General features: G+C 58.5%; 16 protein-coding genes and 1 tRNA gene. 3 read left to right on the forward strand and 14 right to left on the reverse strand.

The genetic code is table 11. The annotated features are described in order from the left end of the window. Positions 1-120: 120 nt before the first annotated feature. Positions 121-207: transfer RNA gene (locus HG264_RS08660), tRNA-Leu, on the forward strand. A gap of 224 nt (positions 208-431) precedes the next feature. Here HG264_RS08660 and HG264_RS08665 read toward each other — a convergent pair. The 12 genes from HG264_RS08665 to HG264_RS08720 all read right to left on the reverse strand — a co-directional run bounded on the left by HG264_RS08665 (position 432) and on the right by HG264_RS08720 (position 13,485). Next, positions 432-1,721 carry an adenylosuccinate synthase gene (locus HG264_RS08665; RefSeq protein WP_169407282.1) on the reverse strand — a complete coding sequence of 430 codons (1,290 nt, stop codon included), beginning with the start codon at positions 1,719-1,721 and terminating at the stop codon, positions 432-434. A 52-nt stretch (positions 1,722-1,773) separates the two neighbouring features. Beyond that, on the reverse strand, positions 1,774-2,955 hold the full coding sequence (locus HG264_RS08670) for an ATP phosphoribosyltransferase regulatory subunit (protein WP_169407283.1): 1,182 nt from the start codon (positions 2,953-2,955) through the stop codon (positions 1,774-1,776). Between the two features lie 41 nt (positions 2,956-2,996). Further along, complete coding sequence (locus HG264_RS08675; RefSeq protein ID WP_169407284.1) at positions 2,997-3,191, reverse strand: DUF2065 domain-containing protein; 195 nt, start codon at positions 3,189-3,191, stop codon at positions 2,997-2,999. A gap of 135 nt (positions 3,192-3,326) precedes the next feature. Continuing rightward, positions 3,327-4,199, reverse strand: a complete 873-nt coding sequence (gene hflC, locus HG264_RS08680; RefSeq protein WP_169407285.1) for a protease modulator HflC — start codon at positions 4,197-4,199, stop codon at positions 3,327-3,329. Continuing rightward, a complete protein-coding gene (gene hflK, locus HG264_RS08685; protein ID WP_169407286.1) occupies positions 4,199-5,395 on the reverse strand; it encodes an FtsH protease activity modulator HflK in 1,197 nt (398 codons plus the stop codon). Before hflK ends, hflC begins: the two co-directional genes overlap by 1 nt. A 110-nt stretch (positions 5,396-5,505) precedes the next feature. Beyond that, complete coding sequence (hflX, locus tag HG264_RS08690; protein ID WP_169407287.1) at positions 5,506-6,807, reverse strand: ribosome rescue GTPase HflX; 1,302 nt, start codon at positions 6,805-6,807, stop codon at positions 5,506-5,508. A gap of 17 nt (positions 6,808-6,824) precedes the next feature. Beyond that, positions 6,825-7,079, reverse strand: a complete 255-nt coding sequence (gene hfq, locus HG264_RS08695) for an RNA chaperone Hfq (protein ID WP_150299616.1) — start codon at positions 7,077-7,079, stop codon at positions 6,825-6,827. 162 nt (positions 7,080-7,241) lie between these two features. Next, positions 7,242-8,180 (reverse strand): tRNA (adenosine(37)-N6)-dimethylallyltransferase MiaA, encoded by a 939-nt coding sequence (gene miaA, locus HG264_RS08700; RefSeq protein ID WP_256663852.1) that lies wholly within the window; start codon positions 8,178-8,180, stop codon positions 7,242-7,244. Positions 8,181-8,233: 53 nt separating this feature from the next. Then, on the reverse strand, positions 8,234-10,147 hold the full coding sequence (gene mutL / locus HG264_RS08705) for a DNA mismatch repair endonuclease MutL (protein ID WP_372240214.1): 1,914 nt from the start codon (positions 10,145-10,147) through the stop codon (positions 8,234-8,236). Continuing rightward, on the reverse strand, positions 10,080-11,477 hold the full coding sequence (locus HG264_RS08710; protein WP_169409071.1) for an N-acetylmuramoyl-L-alanine amidase: 1,398 nt from the start codon (positions 11,475-11,477) through the stop codon (positions 10,080-10,082). The genes mutL and HG264_RS08710 overlap by 68 nt, the downstream gene beginning before the upstream one ends. Before the next feature lie 42 nt (positions 11,478-11,519). After that, positions 11,520-11,987, reverse strand: coding sequence for a tRNA (adenosine(37)-N6)-threonylcarbamoyltransferase complex ATPase subunit type 1 TsaE (gene tsaE / locus HG264_RS08715; RefSeq protein WP_169407290.1), 468 nt, complete (start codon positions 11,985-11,987; stop codon positions 11,520-11,522). Beyond that, entirely contained in the window at positions 11,980-13,485 is a 1,506-nt protein-coding gene (locus HG264_RS08720; protein WP_169407291.1) for an NAD(P)H-hydrate dehydratase, read from the reverse strand. The genes tsaE and HG264_RS08720 overlap by 8 nt, the downstream gene beginning before the upstream one ends. A 77-nt stretch (positions 13,486-13,562) precedes the next feature. Between HG264_RS08720 and queG the strand changes: the two genes are divergently transcribed. Then, positions 13,563-14,630, forward strand: coding sequence for a tRNA epoxyqueuosine(34) reductase QueG (gene queG / locus HG264_RS08725; RefSeq protein ID WP_169407292.1), 1,068 nt, complete (start codon positions 13,563-13,565; stop codon positions 14,628-14,630). On the opposite strand, the gene orn is transcribed toward queG, so the two are convergent. Then, positions 14,620-15,162, reverse strand: a complete 543-nt coding sequence (orn, locus tag HG264_RS08730; protein ID WP_150299610.1) for an oligoribonuclease — start codon at positions 15,160-15,162, stop codon at positions 14,620-14,622. The two genes, queG and orn, sit on opposite strands and share 11 nt — an antisense overlap. Before the next feature lie 83 nt (positions 15,163-15,245). Here orn and rsgA point away from each other — a divergent pair, with 83 nt between their 5' ends. After that, positions 15,246-16,271, forward strand: a complete 1,026-nt coding sequence (gene rsgA / locus HG264_RS08735; RefSeq protein WP_169407293.1) for a small ribosomal subunit biogenesis GTPase RsgA — start codon at positions 15,246-15,248, stop codon at positions 16,269-16,271. Positions 16,272-16,308: 37 nt separating this feature from the next. Here the strand turns inward: rsgA and motB are convergent, their stop codons facing one another. After that, entirely contained in the window at positions 16,309-17,316 is a 1,008-nt protein-coding gene (motB, locus tag HG264_RS08740) for a flagellar motor protein MotB (RefSeq protein WP_169407294.1), read from the reverse strand.

The following is a 17,316-nucleotide window of genomic DNA, read 5'->3' on the forward strand; positions in this document are numbered from 1 at the left end:
TATTTTTGCAAACAGGGGTTTACAGACCATTCAAGGCTTCGTATTATTCGCGCCGTCAACACGACAACGGCTGGCAAGAACGAACCCAAGGTTCAGCTTAGCATTCGATGTCGATGATGCGCCCAGGTGGTGAAATTGGTAGACACGCTAGCTTCAGGTGCTAGTGGCCGCAAGGCCGTGGAAGTTCGAGTCTTCTCCTGGGCACCAATTTAAAAAACCGGACAATGTCCGGTTTTTTTATGCCTGCTATTTGCTGCCGGCACCTAAGATCCGTGCGCATAGGCCGGGTCCGGATTCAACGCCTGCAATCAGCTCCCTCGCTTCCCCGCATACAACCATCACGCTCATAAACGAAAAAGCCCGCATTTGTGCGGGCTTTCCGTAAATCCATTCAGACGCTCGATCCGAACCGGGACGCTATCGTCCTCAACTCAGAAAATCTGCCGTTGAATGATGGTCTCGTGACGGTCCGGGCCAGTCGAAACCAGATCGATTGGCGCACCAACAAGCTCTTCGATCCGGGCGATGTAGGCACGCGCATTGGCAGGCAAATCGTCCAGCGTCTTCACACCAAGGGTCGAATCGCTCCAGCCAGGCACATCCTCGTATACCGGCTCCAGCCCGAGATAGCTGTCTGCATCAGTTGGCGCCTCAATTACAGCACCATCGGCATTACGGTAGCCCACGCAGATCCGGATAGTTTCCAGCCCGTCGAGCACGTCAAGTTTGGTCAGGCACAGACCGCTGATGCTGTTGATTTCGATGGCGCGACGCAGGATCACCGCGTCGAACCAACCACAACGGCGAGCACGCCCAGTTGTTGAACCGAATTCATGTCCACGCTCGGCAAGACGGGCGCCTGTTGCATCAAACAGCTCTGTCGGGAACGGACCTGAGCCGACGCGCGTTGTATAGGCTTTGGTAATACCCAGCACGTAGTCCAGATAAAGAGGGCCGAATCCCGATCCAGTAGCAGTGCCGCCCGCTGTGGTATTGGAGCTGGTGACATAGGGATAGGTACCGTGGTCAATATCGAGCAGCGAGCCCTGAGCGCCTTCAAACATGATATTGGCCCCTTCACGACGCAACTCGTGCAAACGCGCGGTGACGTCGGTCATTAGCGGCTTGAGCCACTCGGCATAGCCCATGGCTTCATCCAGGGTTTTCTGGAAATCAACCGGCTCTACCTTGTAGTAATGCTGAAGGGCGAAGTTGTGATACTCCAGCACTTCACCCAGCTTGGCGGCGAAGCGCTCGCGGTTGAACAGGTCCGCGACACGCAGCCCGCGCCGCGAAACCTTGTCCTCATATGCCGGACCGATGCCGCGCCCGGTAGTGCCGATCTTCGCCTCGCCGCGCGCCTTTTCACGCGCCTGATCCAGCGCTACGTGGTAGGGGAGAATCAATGGACAGGCCGGGCTGATTCGCAGGCGATCACGCACCGGAACCCCTTTCGCCTCCAGCTCGCCCAGCTCCTTGAGCAGCGCTTCAGGAGACAGCACGACGCCGTTACCGATGAAGCAGGTGACGTTTTCCCGCAGGATGCCTGACGGAATCAGATGCAGTACGGTTTTCTCGCCATCGATGACCAGGGTGTGACCTGCGTTGTGCCCGCCCTGATAGCGGACTACGGCCGCTACCTGGTCCGTTAGCAGATCAACTATCTTGCCTTTACCCTCATCACCCCATTGGGTGCCCAGGATGACAACATTCTTACCCATGTTCAGCTCTAGCCTCGTTTGTAAGTGGCGGCCTGGCAGGCCGTAGATCGAATTAAAGTTCGCAGACCTGCCAACCGCTTTCTGCATAACGCAGAATCCGGTCACAGCCATATTCAGCAGCATCGCCTTCAAGCTGACCGGGCAACGCGACTATTACGCGCTCGCCCTGACGCCGAAGCTTAACAACCTCTTCCTGCAGTCCCGTCTTGTCGGTAAACGGCGCCCAGATCCCGGCCGTGCGGCGATTGCTGATCGCACCGCGTTCAACCAGAAATTTGAGATCTGTGGAAAAGCCGGTCGCCGGCCTGGCTCTGCCAAAATCCTTGCCGATATCGTCATACCGGCCGCCCTGGGCAATGCTCTGGCCAACACCGGGTAAAAAAGCTGCAAAGGCGACGCCTGTGTGATAGTGGTAACCGCGCAGCTCACCCAGATCGAAATACAAGGGAATTGCGGGGTACCGCTGTTTAAGCGTCTGGGCAAGCTCTGCGAGATCATCCAGCGCAGCCATGACTGACTCCGGCGCCCCATCCAACAACACATGGGCCCGCTCAAGCACCTCCACCCCGCCCGACAACTCAACCAGACTGGACAGCATGGCGGCGACGGAGGACTGCTCAAGCCCCGCCGTGATTTCTCTGACCTCATCCACAGCCTTGCGCTGCAAGGCGTTGAACAGCGCACTTTCCACGGCCGTGTCGAGCCCGGCAGCCTGCACCAATCCTCGATAGATACCCACATGGCCAATGTCGAGATGCACACCCTCGACCTGACAGGCGGCCAGGGTTTCAAGCATCAGAGAGATAACTTCTATGTCACTTGCGCAGGATGCATTGCCATAAAGCTCTGCACCGAGCTGGATCAGGCTACGGGACGTCGAAAGTGCCCGGGGACGCGTATGCAGCACACTGCCGCAGTAACACAGGCGACTGACGCCTTCAGCACCCAGAGTATGGGCGTCGATACGGGCGACCTGCGGCGTGATATCGGCACGCAGGCCAAGCATGCGCCCGGACAACTGGTCGGTCATTTTGAAGGTTTGCAGATCCAGGTCATGCCCGGCGCCGGTAAGCAGGGATTCGAGGTATTCGATATGCGGGGTAATGACCAGGTCATAACCCCAGCTGGCAAACAGATCCAGCAATTGACGGCGGGCGGTCTCGATGCGTGCAGCCTCTTCCGGCAGCACCTCTTCTATCCCGTCGGGCAACAGCCAACGATCAACAGTAGGCATTTTCACAACCTTATTACTTTCGCAGTGGACGCCGGTACGTGCTAGCGAAGCAGGTACAGACATGCGGTTCCGATCAACATGCTCACCAGACCTGCAATCCTGACCTGGCGACCAGTAAGCTGGGCGAGACTGACCAGCAGCTGTTTCCAGCGCGCCGGCGCCAGAAAGGGCATCATGCCTTCAACAATGAGCATCGAACACACTGCTGTCGCAAAGCCTAGCAACAAACCCTGCATCCTTGATGACCGGCCTTTTCAGACCACAACCAGCAGAGCGCTGGTCACAAAAAAGCCGGGCTGGCCCGGCTGCGCGATTGTAGCATGTTTTTAGCCGGCCACACTCGCAACATAGCGAGTGTGGCCGGGCCTGCATCAGCGAGCCTGCGCCCGCTGCAAGTACTGGAAGAACTCGCTCTCCGGATCCAGAACAAGGATATCCGACTTGCCAGAAAAGCTCTGACGATAAGCCTGCAAGCTACGGTAGAAAGAAAAGAACTCAGGATCCTTGTTATACGCCTCGGCATAGATCGCCGCCGCTTGCGCATCACCATCACCGCGGATCTCTTCAGCTTCACGGAACGCCTCTGCCAGAATAACCCGATGCTGGCGATCGGCATCAGCGCGAATCCCTTCACCCAGCTCGCGACCCTTGGCGCGGTGCTCACGGGCTTCCCGCTCACGCTCGGTACTCATCCGTTCGAATACGCTGCGGTTTACCTCACGCGGTAGGTCCATTGCCTTGACCCGCACGTCCAGCACTTCGATTCCCAATTCCCGCTGTGCGCTGGTATTCAACGACTCAGTGATATCAGCCATGAGCTGATCGCGCTCTCCGGATACCACCTCATGCAGCGTCCGGCGGGCCACCTCGTTACGCAATCCCGATTCCAACTGGCGCGACAAACGCTCCTCGGCCAGCGTACGCAGCCCGGATGTGGACGTGTAGTAACGCTGAACGTCCGCAACCCGCCATTTAGCGTAGGAATCGACCATTAACGCTTTCTTCTCCAGAGTCAGAAAACGCTGGGTAGCTGTATCAAGCGTCAGCAGCCGTGCATCGAACTTTTTAACATCCTGCACGAACGGTAATTTGAAGTGCAGCCCCGGCTCCAGGTCAGCCTTGACCACCTTACCGAACTGCAGCACCAAACCCCTCTCGATCTGGCTGACTACGAAAAAACTGTTCCAGGCTACCACCAGCACTACGAGTGCGGTAATCAGGCCAAACATCGACTTGTTAGTCATTAACGAGTCTCCCTAGCGCGCGGATCGCGTGGCGGCAACTGCACTGGCGTCCGCGTGGAAGCATCACTGCCAGATGAATAACTGGACGAACCCGACGACGACCCGCCCGATCCGGACCCACCCTGCTGCATCAGCTTGTCCAGCGGCAGGTACAGCAGATTGTTGCTGCCCTCACCGCCCGACACCAGCACCTTGCTGGTATTGCTCAATACGTCCTGCATGGTCTCAAGGTACATACGCTCGCGCATGACTTCCGGGGACTGCTGATACTGGGCAACCAGCAAATTGAAGCGCTCAGCCTCACCGAGTGCACGGGCAACCACTTCGTCACGGTAACCGCTGGCTTCTTCCAGAAGCCGCTGGGCCTGACCGCGCGCTTCAGGAATTACGCCGTTGGCATAGGATTCCGCCTGGTTACGCTCGCGAACCTCGTCCTCTCGTGCGCGGATCACGTCGTCGAAAGCATCCTGTACTTCGGCCGGAGCCTGCGCACTTTCGATGTTCACCTGCACTACTGTGATACCGGTGTTGTACAGATCAAGATAGCGCTGCAGACGTTCAGTGGTCTCTACCGCCATCTGCTCACGACCTTCTGTCAGCACCTGATGCATCGATGTCGAGCCCACCACATGGCGCAACGCACTTTCAGTTGCGTGACGCAGACTGGTCTCGGGATCCTCATTCATCAATACGAAGTTTTCCAGATTCGAGATGCGGTACTGCACAGCCAGCGGTACTTCCACGATGTTTTCATCTTCGGTCAGCATCTGTCCTTGCTGACGATACGACCGAACCTGAGTCACGTTACGCTGGAACTTGCGCTCGAACGGAGGGAAATACAGATGCAGACCCGACTCAACGGTACGGTGGTAATCACCGAAACGTAGAACAATCGCCTGCTCCTGCTCGTCCACCATGTACACGGCGTTGAACAACCAGACAGCAAGAACAATCAGACCCGCGACGATCCACATGCCCTTCGGGACACCAGCGCCACCGCCAGTCCCCTTGCCGCGGTCGCCCCCGCCTTTCTTGCCACCGAACATCTTGTTGAGGCTATCCTGAAGTTTCTTCAGCGCTTCATCCAGATCCGGGGGACCCTGCTTACCGCCGCGATTACCGCCCCGGTTTCCGCCACTCCCCCAGGGATCCTGGTTATTCGAATTGTTACCACCACCAGGCTCATTCCAGGCCATAGCGTTCTCCGTTGTTTGAAACGTTACGTCGCGAAGTCATGCATGCACGACGCGGATCCGGGCAATCTTACCGCAAAAGCCAATGGCAGCGCGAACCACTGCCAGAAGCATTATTGCAGAGTGTGTTGCTTGAGAAATTCGTCCATCTGCCAGCCCTCGCGCTTCAGTAAGCGGTTGAAATCGCTACGCGGAAGCCGAACTTCGAGCTGCTGGCGACCATCCTCTGCGACACGCTCACCGAGGACGGCGCCTGCATCGTAGAACTGCGCGCGCAACCGCGCTTCCGCATGCTCGAGCAGCAACCATTCCTGCATCATGTCTTCACCCAACCGCTCGGCAATCGCCTGAGCAACCAGCTCAAGGCCCTCACCGCTCTGGGCGGAAATCCATACACGCACCGGCTTGCCCTGCTCGTCGCGCTGAATCTGCGGCTCAAAGGTGTCCAGCAAATCGATCTTGTTGTATATCTCAAGAATCGGCAGTTCCAGCGCGCCGATTTCGTTCAGAACCAGATGGACCTGCTCGATGTGAGAGGCGCGTTCGTCGTCCGCCGCGTCGATCACATGCAACAGCAAATCGGCCTGACTGGACTCCTCCAGGGTGGCGCGAAAGGCTTCAACCAGCTTATGCGGCAGATGCCTGATGAAGCCTACCGTATCAGCCAGAATCACCGGCCCAATTTCGGGCAGCTCGATCCGGCGCAGAGTCGGGTCGAGCGTTGCGAACAGCTGATTCGCAGCGAACACGCTGGATTCGGTTAGGACATTGAACAGCGTGGACTTGCCAGCGTTGGTATAACCGACCAGAGAAACCACCGGTATCTCTGCACGCTGACGTGACCGCCGCGCCTGCTCGCGCTGACTACGGACTTTTTCGAGACGCTGAGAGATCTGCTTGATTCGTCCGCGAAGCAGCCGACGGTCGGTTTCAAGTTGCGTTTCACCCGGGCCTCGCAGGCCAATACCGCCCTTTTGGCGCTCAAGGTGCGTCCAGCCTCTTACCAGGCGCGTACTGAGGTGATCCAGCTGGGCCAGCTCGACCTGCAACTTACCCTCATGGGTTCGTGCGCGCTGCGCGAAGATATCAAGAATCAGCCCGGTACGGTCGACTACACGACATTGCAGCTCGCGCTCGAGGTTACGTTCTTGACTGGGTGAAAGAGTGTGATTAAAGATGACGAGATCGCCTTCATGGCTAGCGACCAGCTCGCGTAGTTCGTCTACCTTTCCGGCGCCAACGAGAAAACGTGGGCTTGGCTGAAACCGGTTAACCGTAAGGAAAGCGACTATATCCGCTCCAGCAGACGCGACCAGCTCAAGAAACTCCTGCGGATCTTCCCGGCTGGACTCGTCCATGCCTTCGAGATGAACGAGAACAGCTCGCTCACCCCCTTCATGGCGTTCAAAAAACAATCAGGCCTCCGCGATTATCAAGGATTGCCAGCTTCAGCCTCATCGCCCGTGGCCTGGACCGGTAACCGCACCGGACGTCCCGGCACGACGGTCGAAATGGCATGCTTGTAAACCATCTGGCTGACAGTGTTCTTCAACAGAATCACGAACTGATCGAAAGATTCGATCTGCCCCTGCAGCTTGATACCGTTTACAAGATAGATTGATACCGGAACACGTTCCTTGCGTAGAACGTTCAGGTAAGGGTCTTGTAGTGAATGCCCTTTTGACATTGCCTCACTCCTTAATGGGAACCGTTTTTTATGAAGCCTCTGATAATGTTCGAAGGCTTCTTGAGCATTTAAATGCGTTTTTTGCCGGCCTGTCCATTATCCCTAAGACGAGCAGGCAGTATCCTTATGACTGCAAAACAAGGTTAGCAGAACATCTGAGAACTATATTGTGATCCGCTCCAGACGTTTCAAGGCCGTCCCGAATCTTTTTGGATCCAGGCTATCAAGCCATTCGATTTCGGCATCCCATCCGCGCAACCAGGTGAACTGTCGCTTGGCCAACTGCCGGGTAGCGATAACTCCACGTTCAGCCATTTCCTGATAGGACAACTTGCCTTCCAGAAAATCCCATACTTGCCGATAGCCTACGGCTCGTACGGACGGCATCGTCGGATCGAGATCTCCCCTTGCATACAGTGTTTCGACTTCCTGCACGAAACCCTGTTCAAGCATTGAAGCAAAACGCTGTGCAATGCGTTCATGGAGCACATGACGCTCTGCGGGAGCGATCGCCATGTGGTGCATAGTATAGGGTAATTTCTGTCCCGCGGGCGCGCCCGCTTCGGCTTTTTCTTGCGCCTGGCGAGCATGCCAGACACTCAGTGGTACGCCCGAGATCAGATACACTTCGTAGGCACGCTGGATACGCTGGGGATCATTAGGATGGATGCGCGCACCAGCCAATGGGTCGACTCTGGCCAGCTCGGCATGCACTGCCGGCCACCCCTGTTGCGACGCCATGTCGGTGATGCGTTGCCGAACAACTGGATCAGCTGATGGCATCTGGGCCAGCCCACCAGCCAGCGCCTTGAAATACAGCATGGTACCGCCCACCAGTAACGGAATGCGGCCACGCCTGGTGATGGCAGCCAGCAACTCAACTGCATCGTCGCGAAACTGGGCCGCCGAATAGGCCTCAGCCGGATCCAGAATATCTACCAGGTGATGCGGATACGCCGCCAGGGTCGCTGCGTCCGGCTTGGCTGTGCCAATATCCATACCGCGATAGACCAGTGCGGAATCAACACTGACCAGTTCGCACGGCAAGTGATCCGCCAGATGCAGAGCCAGCTCGGTCTTGCCTGAGGCAGTGGGGCCCATCAAACAGATAACCGGCGGGAGCGCCGAGTTAGACACGCCGCTTGAATCCTCCATCAGCGACCGCGCAGGAACAACTTGTCCAGCTCCGGCATACTCATCTGCGTCCAAGTAGGACGGCCGTGATTGCACTGACCACTTCGCTCAGTCTGTTCCATATCACGCAGCAAGCCGTTCATCTCGGTCAGGGTCAAACGCCGATTGGCACGAATCGCTCCGTGGCAGGCCATTGTTCCGAGCAGTTCATTCAGGTGCGCCTGGACGCGGTCGCTGGTTCCGTATTCCATCAGATCTGCCAACACGTCGCGGACCAACTGGGGCGCGTCCGCCTGTCGCAGAAGCGAGGGAATTTCACGGATAGCCAGACTCTCGGGGCCCATGCGTTGCAATGAAAATCCAAGCCGGTTGAACCAGGCAACATGCTCATCGGCGCAATCGGCCTCGCGCTGACTCACCGCAATCGACTCGGGAACCAGCAGTGGCTGACTGCGCAACCCTTCCTGGTCCATTGCCAACTTGAGCCGCTCATAGGTAATGCGTTCATGCGCCGCATGCATGTCAACCACGACCAGCCCCTGGGCATTCTCGGCAAGAATATAAACCCCATGCAGCTGCGCAACAGCGTAGCCCAACGGTGGTACATCCTGACCATCAGGCAGAGCTGGTCTCGGGGAGTCGGACGCAGAACCATACAGATTGCCGTATGCCTCGGTTGCCCCAGCTATTGCCGTAGCCGACGGACGCTCGGAAAACTGTTGCGGGCTGCCCGCCGTCCAGGCAGCAGCGGGCTCGGCCAAGGGCATATGCGTCTGCCCGGAAAACACGCCAGCAGACAGACCGGAAGCGACCAGCACAGCTTCGGGCGTGTGTTCAGCCAACCCCTGAACCTGCTCGCCGGGCCGCTGGTCAGCCAACGCCCGATAGAGCGTGCTGAAGAGAAAGTCATGCACCATGCGTCCATCGCGAAAGCGCACCTCATGTTTGGTCGGGTGCACATTGACATCAACCACAGCTGGATCGACTTCCAGGAACAACACGAACGTCGGATGACGGCCATTGAACAACACGTCACGGTACGCTTGACGAACCGCGTGGGCGACCAGTCTGTCCTTGATCATCCGCCCATTCACGAAGAAATACTGCAAATCGGCCTGACTGCGCGAGAAGGTTGGCATGCCGACCCAGCCCCACAACCGTAGCCCGTCGCGCTCACTATCGATATTCAGCGATTGCTCGACAAACGCAGGACCGCATACGCTGGCAACTCGTCGCCGGGCCTCCTGCTCGGTGCGCGCCGGTCGTAGTCCGAGCACGCTCCGTCCGTTATGCCGTAGATTGAAGGCTACATCGAAACGTGACAGCGCCAGACGCTTGACCACCTCCTCAAGATGGGAGAATTCGGTCTTTTCGGTGCGTAGAAACTTTCTTCGCGCCGGCGTGTTGAAAAACAGGTCACGCACTTCAACCGTGGTGCCGCGCGGGTGCGCAGCAGGTTGCAGACGCGACGCCATATCTCGCCCTTCAGTCTCCACCTGCCAGGCTTGATCAGCGCCTTCCGCGCAAGAGGTCAGGGTCAGACGCGATACCGAACTGACCGATGCCAGCGCCTCGCCGCGAAAGCCCAGCGTGGCGACCCGTTCAAGATCGTCCAGATCGCGGATCTTGCTGGTCGCGTGCCGTGATAACGCCAGCGGAAGATCCTTCTCAACGATACCGACTCCATCGTCGCGCACGCGCAGCAGCTTGACGCCACCTTGCTCGACATCGATATCGATACGTAACGCTCCGGCGTCAAGACTGTTTTCCAGCAATTCCTTGATGACCGAAGCGGGACGCTCAACGACCTCGCCCGCGGCAATCTGGTTAGCCAGCCGGGGGCTCAGTAATTCTATACGGGACATCTCAGGACTCATTCTTGACCAGCACGCTGCCAGCAGGGACCTTGAGCACCTGACCAACCCGGATTTCATCGCTGCCGCCGAGACGATTTGCCTGTTTCAGGCTCGCCAGACTGATGTTGTAACGCGCCGCGATCATCGTCAGAGTATCGCCACGGGTAACGGTATGTTCCCTTGGCCCCTGGGCAATCTTGCCGTTAGCCTTGAGCGAAGCGACACGCGTTCCCGGAGGCGGGCTACGCATGAAATACTCGTTGATTCCGCGCTGAATGGCGCGTGCCAGCGATTGCTGATGCTTACGGGTTACCAGCTTCTGCGCTTCGCCCGGGTTGGAAATGAATCCGGTTTCGATAAGGATGGACGGAATATCCGGTGACTTGAGCACCATGAAGCCAGCTTGTTCAACCCGGCGCTTATGCAGCGGAGTGATCTTGCCGATCGAACCCAGCACCTGACTGCCAACATCAAGACTGGCCGACAAAGACGCAGTCATGGACAGATCGAGCAGCACACTGGCCAGCACTTGGTCCTTGTTCCCCAGACTAACGCCCCCTACCCCACCAATCAGATCGGAACGGTTTTCCTTGTCAGCCAGCAGCCTCGCCGTTTCAGAAGTCGCGCCATTGTCCGACAGGGCGAACACCGAGGCGCCGAACGCGCTGGTGCGGGTAAAGGCGTCAGCGTGAATCGACACGAACAGATCAGCATTGTGTTTACGCGCAATTTCGGTGCGCTTGCGCAGGGGAATGAAATAATCACCGGTACGTACCAGCTCAGCGCGGAAGCCGGGTTCGGCATCAATCAGCGCTTTCAGGTCGCGCGCGATCGCCAGCACCACGTCTTTTTCGCGGGCGCCCTTATGGCCCACGGCTCCCGGGTCTTCCCCGCCATGGCCAGCGTCTACCGCTATGATGATGTCCCGGTTACCGATAACGCTGGCGGACCGGGTCGGCTTCTGCGGCAAGGGAGACGCCGATGGTTCGGCCGATGTCTGCGACTGCAGCTGGTTGGGCGGCTGTCCATCATCGAAGAGATCCAGCACCAGTCGATGTCCGTACTGCTGGTTGGGCGGCAACGCGAAACTTTTCGCGGTAACCTTCTGTTTCAAATCAATAACGACTCGCAGATCGGTACCGTTACGCTGAGCTGAACGCAAACCGCTAAGCGGGGTATCGGCAAGCGGCAATGCATCGATCTCAGCGCCGAAATTGGCATTTGTAAGGTCGACGACGATGCGCTCGGGGCTGGTGAGAGTGAACAGCTTGTGGTCCGCCGGACCGGTCAGGTCAAATACCACGCGGGTATTGTCCGGCGCACGCCAGACACGCACGCTCTCAATCTCGGCTGCGCTCACTGTACCCGCGACTAGCGCACACAACGATGCCAGAGCCCAGACGGCCAGTACCTTGACTTGTCCTGATGTGGTTCCGATCACGGTATTGCGTTACTCCTGTTTGTCGCGCAATTGCCGGCATGCAGCCTGGCCCAGCGCAGTATGACCTGCCAGATGCAGCCGGCGCCCCTCGCCTTCTGCCGCAATGGTAATCGTCAGGTCCGGACTTGGCAAAACACCTGAGCCTTTATCTGGCCACTCGATCAGACAGAGACTGTCGGCGGAGAAGTAGTCCCGGATGCCGAGGAACTCAAGCTCTTCGGGGTCCAGTAAGCGATACAGATCAAAGTGATAGATCGTGCCGGCCTCCAGCTCGTATGGCTCAACCAGAGTGAATGTCGGGCTTTTGACCGCCCCGCGATGGCCCAACTCACGTATCAAGCCTCTGCTGATCGTCGTCTTGCCCGCACCCAGATCGCCGTCCAGGTAGATTACCCCGCGGAACTTCATGGCCCGACCTATATCGGCCCCGAGCGACTCCATTGCCTGCTCGTCGGCGGCAAACAAACTATTACTCATGGGAGCCCCTGGTATTGAGAATGGTTCGGATAGGCCCTATCAAATCAGACGCCAGAATACCGGATTCACCGGAAACTGCAGCACAATCACCCGCTTGCGCATGTATCAGCGTAGCGTAACGCGCCGCGGACCCAGGCTCGACCTGTTGAGCCAATAGCGCGCCGACCAGCCCGGAAAGCACATCGCCCATCCCCGCTACGGCCATCCCCGGGTTGCCATGGGTACACAGACCCACCGGTGCCGCGAAGCATGCCGGGCCGGCAACCAGACTGCCAACGCCTTTCAGGATCACAGCGCAACCAAACCGGTCCGCCAGCATCGTGACCGCCCGCAGCCGGTCTGCCTGCACCTCGGCCGTTGAACAGCCAAGTAGTCGTCCGGCTTCCGCAGGATGTGGAGTGATTACCGTTTGATCGCCAAGTAGCAGTCCATCGCGATGCCGCACCGCGATCTCGTTCAGCGCATCAGCGTCAAACACTCTGCTCAGACCGCTCGCCAATGCCTGGTCTAGCAATCCCCACCCCCATTCGGAACGCCCCAGACCGGGACCAACGACCAGCGTTGTGGCTTTCTTTAACAAGGGTGAGAGCGCTTCAGGGGAATCCACTGCGTGCGCCATTACCTCAGGACACCGTGCGAGCAGCGGCGCAATATGCGCCGAGCGTGTAGCGACACTCACACGGCCGGCGCCGCTGCGTAGCGCCGTTTCAGCAGCCAGCATAATCGCGCCACCCATGCCCAGATCCCCGCCGATAACCAGCACATGGCCGAACATGCCTTTGTGGGCAGCCCTAACCCGCCGCGGCAGACTGCTGGCGAGCCGCTCCAGCACAAGCCGTTCTGCAACGGGCCGCACCGACGCCCCAGGCACTTCTTCAAGTTGGGCGAACGCGATGTCGCCGGCCTGGTCTGGCCCTTGAGCCGTGAACAAGCCTAGCTTCGGTGCGATGAAGGTCACGGTCAGATTCGCGCGGATGGCGTGGCCGAGCACAACCCCCCGATCAGGATCCAGCCCGCTCGGCACATCCACAGCCACGACGGGCAAGCCGGACGCGTTGACCGCCTCGATAACGCTTTTATAGGGCTCGCTGACATCGCCGCGCACCCCCGTGCCAAGCATGGCATCGACGACAACACCTTTGAGATGCGCCGAAGCGCTCCAGGCAAGCACTTCGACCCCTGCTGCAAGCGCAGTCTGCCAGGCTTTCGCAGCGTCGCCCTGCAAGCGCTCTGGCGGTTTTACTGCCAGAACCCGGACCTGCCACCCCGCGTTATGCGCCAGTCTGGCAACAAGGTAGCCATCGCCTGCGTTGTTGCCGCTCCCGGCCAGCACGCTGAGCTGACCGACAGCCGCCCATCGCACGCTGAGCGTCTGCCAGACAGCTTCCGCTGCGCGCTGCATGAGCTCGAACCCCGGCGTTCCGGCCGCGATAATGCGCGCATCGAGTTCGCGAGTCTGGGCGGCTGTACATATCCCGAATGGCATTTCTGACGTCATGACATGCTACCGGCTTGAATGTCTGGCAGAATTATACGTCTTGCCCGCCCATGACCCTAGACTGTTCCCGCGCATCCATGCCTGATACCACTATCGATTACGCCAAGCTGGCCGAAGATGTACGACTGATCGCCAGCGAACTTGGTTTTCAGCAAACCGGCATCAGCGAGCCGGATATAGGTCAGCATGAAGCCTGGCTGGATAGCTGGCTGCGTGCGGGTTATCACGGGGAGATGGAATGGATGGCCAGTCACGGCAGCAAGCGGACCCGACCGGCCGAGCTGGTTCCCGGCACGCGGCGTGTCATATCGGTGCGCATGGATTACCTGCCGACCGATACCAGCATGGCGAAACGTCTGGCCAACCCTGACGCTGCCTATATATCGCGCTACGCGCTTGGACGCGATTACCACAAATTGATCCGACGCCGGCTGCAACAGCTGGCTGACCGGGTACAGGAACTGGCCGGCCCCTTTGGTTATCGCGCCTTCGTCGATAGCGCCCCGGTGATGGAGCGCGCATTGGCCAGCCGTTCAGGGCTTGGCTGGATTGGCAAGAACACTATGTTGCTTAACCGCAAGGCGGGCAGTTTCTTCTTTCTCGGTGAGCTGTATACCGACCTGCCTCTGCCCGTCGACCCGCCTTATTCTGAAGATCATTGTGGCCGCTGCAGCGCCTGCCTGGACAAATGCCCGACCGATGCCTTCGTCGGGGAACACGTGCTGGATGCGCGCCGCTGCATCTCGTATCTGACCATCGAACTGAAGGGCGCGATTCCGCAGGAGCTGCGCCCCTTGATGGGCAACCGCGTTTTCGGTTGTGACGATTGCCAGCTGGTATGCCCTTGGAACCGCTTCGCCAAGGACACTTCAGAGGCGGACTTCACCCCCCGCCACAGTCTCGACCAGGCCGACCTGATCGAGCTGTTCCGCTGGGATGAGCAGACCTTCCTGAAAAATACCGAGGGGTCACCCATTCGCCGGATAGGTTACGAGCGCTGGCTTCGCAACCTGGCGATAGGGCTGGGCAACGCTACCTCAAGCTTGCCGGTGATCCAGGCCCTGCAAGCCCGTGCGCAACACCCGTCTGAATTGGTCAGAGAACATGTCCACTGGGCGCTATCGCGGCACGCGATCAATACTTGATGAAATGTTCGCGGTAGTGCTTGAGCTCCGCAATCGAGTCGTAAACATCATCCAGCGCCAGATGACTGCTTTGTTTCTTGAAGCTGTTTTTCACCTCAGGCGCCCAGCGCGCGGCCAGCTCCTTGAGAGTCGAGACGTCCAGATTGCGGTAGTGGAAGTAACGCTCAAGTTCGGGCATGCCGCGATAAAGGAAACGCCGGTCCTGGCAGATACTGTTGCCGCACATGGGTGAACGCCCTTCGGGCACCCACTCCCTCAGGAAAGCCAGCGTCTGACGCTCAGCTTCAGCCAGATCAATGGCGCTGTCTTTCACGCGCTGCGTCAGCCCGGACTGCCCGTGTTGACGCGTATTCCATTCATCCATCCCGTCCAGCAGCGCATCCGGCTGCTTGATTGCCAGCACCGGCCCCTCAGCCAACGCATTCAACTGAGCATCGGTGACCACCGTAGCGATTTCGATAATGACGTCGTTATCCGAATCGAGACCGGTCATTTCAAGGTCGATCCAGATCAGGTTATCGGGGTTCTGCATGCAAGATCCTGTGTCTGAGTATGTAGTGAAGGGAGTATACGCGTGCATGCTACACTGCGGCTGGTTCCCAAGAAGTGTAATCCATGGCCAAGCGACACCTTACCCGACGTCAGAACTGGCGCATTCAGAAGATTCAGGACGAGCGCAGCGTGCGCGCCAGCAAGCGTGCCGACCTGGCCGAAGAAAGCCTGCTCGGGGGCGATCTGGGCCCGGAGCAGGAAGGTCTGGTTATTGCGCATTTTGGCGTTCAGGTAGATGTCGAGGCCATCAGCGGCGAGCAGGCCGGGCTGATCAGACGCTGTCACATGCGTGCCAACCTGCCAGCCCTCGTGACGGGAGACAAGGTCGTCTGGCGCGCTGACAATCAGAACGGTGGCGTGATTGTCGCCCAGCTGCCGCGCCGTTCCGAGCTGTTTCGCCCCGATCACCGCGGCCAGCTGAAACCGGTAGCAGCGAATATCGATCGTCTGGTCATCGTCTTCGCCCCGCTGCCTACCCCTCATAGCAATCTCATCGATCGCTATCTGGTGGCTGCTGAACAGGCGGGGCTCGAGCCGTTACTGGTTCTCAATAAGGCAGATCTGCTGAGCCAGGCGGAATTTGCCTATCTACGTGACTGGCTCGACGAATACGCCCGATTGGGGTACCGCACGCTCTGCCTGTCGGCCGACTCGGGTGACGGCCTGGATCAGCTACGGAGTGAACTCAAGGGGCGTATCAACGTATTTGTCGGTCAATCCGGCGTCGGCAAGTCGTCATTGATCAACGTGTTGTTGCCCGGCGAGGACCTGCGTGTGGGTGCGCTTTCGGATGCGACAAACAAAGGCATGCACACCACGACCACTGCCAGGCTCTTTCACTTTCCTGAAGGCGGCGATCTGGTGGATTCTCCCGGCATTCGCGAGTTCGGTTTGACGCATATCTCGCACGACGAGCTGCTGGAGGGGTTCATCGAGTTCCGCCCCTTCCTCGGCCATTGTAAATTCCGCGATTGTCAGCATTTGCACGAACCCGGCTGCGCCTTGCTTGCAGCGGTTGAGCGCGGAGACATTTCATCAACCCGCATGCGCAGTTACCGCTATATCCTCTCAGGCATCACTAACCCGTAAGGCTCGCTGGCATTGCTTTCGACAATGCCAGCCGATCTCAGGGCTCACCCAGCCTTCTGAGCGAACCGGGATCATCGAATAAATTGGCAGGTCGCTTCTGCGGCGCTGACTCGGGCTCGGCGGCGGCCGGCTCGATAATCTTCTGCCTGTCGATATTATGATCGTCCTCTGCTGGCACCTTTGACATAGCGTTAGCCTGATCAGTTGCGCCTTCCATCAGCTGCGCTTCAGCACGCTTATTGAGTACCACGATATCGATTCTTCGATTGATCGGATTGGTCGGATCGTTCCGATCGAACAGCGCCGAGTCGGCGTACCCCACTACCCGCGCAACCTGACTCTCCGGGTACCCTGCCACGACCAGGGTGCGACGCGCTGCGTTGGCACGCTCCGCGGACAGCTCCCAGTTGCCGTAGCTCCGGCGACCGGTGAAAGGTTTGGCATCCGTATGCCCACCGATACTGATTTTCTTCGGCACGCTGGAAATGGTGTCAGCCAGCGCCAGCAAGATGTCTTCGAAATAGGACTGTAGCCGTGGGCTGCCGCTGGCAAACATCGGACGATTCTCCGCATCGACAATCTGAATGCGTAAACCATCCTGGGTGATCTCCAGCAGGATCTGGTCCTTGAACCGCTGGAGCACCGGCTCAGCGTCGATCTTGTTTTGCAGCTCCTGTAGCAGAAGATCGAGCTCTTGCCGCTCAGCCATCTCGGCCAGATCCGCTATGGTTTCGTTATCCAGTTGCGGGGGCGCTTCAACCTGCTCGGGCAGGTCATTCAGGGTCTTCTGCGGAGCCACGGTCGGAGAGCCTCCCAGATCTATCGCATACGGACTGCCACCCTCCGAGAAACCGATCGGATCGTTGAAGTAACCTGACACCATCGCCAGCTGGCCGGGCGTCGCCACTGTGACCAGCCACATCACCAGAAAGAATGCCATCATCGCTACCGCGAAATCGGCGAAGGCGATCTTCCACGAGCCGCCATGGTGAGCTGCTGCCTTACGGCTGATCCGTTTGACAATAATCGGTTGATCGTCAGCCAT

It is taken from the genome of Pseudomonas sp. gcc21, assembly GCF_012844345.1.
Lineage (GTDB): Bacteria > Pseudomonadota > Gammaproteobacteria > Pseudomonadales > Pseudomonadaceae > Halopseudomonas.

Excerpts from the sequence above, each read along its gene's own strand:
- HG264_RS08665 (WP_169407282.1), bottom strand. The coding sequence starts at position 1,721 with ATGGGTAAGAATGTTGTCATCCTGGGCACCCAATGGGGTGATGAGGGT.
- HG264_RS08670 (WP_169407283.1), bottom strand. The coding sequence starts at position 2,955 with ATGCCTACTGTTGATCGTTGGCTGTTGCCCGACGGGATAGAAGAGGTG.
- HG264_RS08675 (WP_169407284.1), bottom strand. The coding sequence starts at position 3,191 with ATGCAGGGTTTGTTGCTAGGCTTTGCGACAGCAGTGTGTTCGATGCTC.
- hflC (WP_169407285.1), bottom strand. The coding sequence starts at position 4,199 with ATGACTAACAAGTCGATGTTTGGCCTGATTACCGCACTCGTAGTGCTG.
- hflK (WP_169407286.1), bottom strand. The coding sequence starts at position 5,395 with ATGGCCTGGAATGAGCCTGGTGGTGGTAACAATTCGAATAACCAGGAT.
- hfq (WP_150299616.1), bottom strand. The coding sequence starts at position 7,079 with ATGTCAAAAGGGCATTCACTACAAGACCCTTACCTGAACGTTCTACGC.
- miaA (WP_256663852.1), bottom strand. The coding sequence starts at position 8,180 with ATGGGCCCCACTGCCTCAGGCAAGACCGAGCTGGCTCTGCATCTGGCG.
- mutL (WP_372240214.1), bottom strand. The coding sequence starts at position 10,147 with ATGAAATCCGGGTTGGTCAGGTGCTCAAGGTCCCTGCTGGCAGCGTGC.
- tsaE (WP_169407290.1), bottom strand. The coding sequence starts at position 11,987 with ATGAGTAATAGTTTGTTTGCCGCCGACGAGCAGGCAATGGAGTCGCTC.
- HG264_RS08720 (WP_169407291.1), bottom strand. The coding sequence starts at position 13,485 with ATGACGTCAGAAATGCCATTCGGGATATGTACAGCCGCCCAGACTCGC.
- queG (WP_169407292.1), top strand. The coding sequence starts at position 13,563 with ATGCCTGATACCACTATCGATTACGCCAAGCTGGCCGAAGATGTACGA.
- orn (WP_150299610.1), bottom strand. The coding sequence starts at position 15,162 with ATGCAGAACCCCGATAACCTGATCTGGATCGACCTTGAAATGACCGGT.
- rsgA (WP_169407293.1), top strand. The coding sequence starts at position 15,246 with ATGGCCAAGCGACACCTTACCCGACGTCAGAACTGGCGCATTCAGAAG.
- motB (WP_169407294.1), bottom strand. The coding sequence starts at position 17,316 with ATGGCTGACGATCAACCGATTATTGTCAAACGGATCAGCCGTAAGGCA.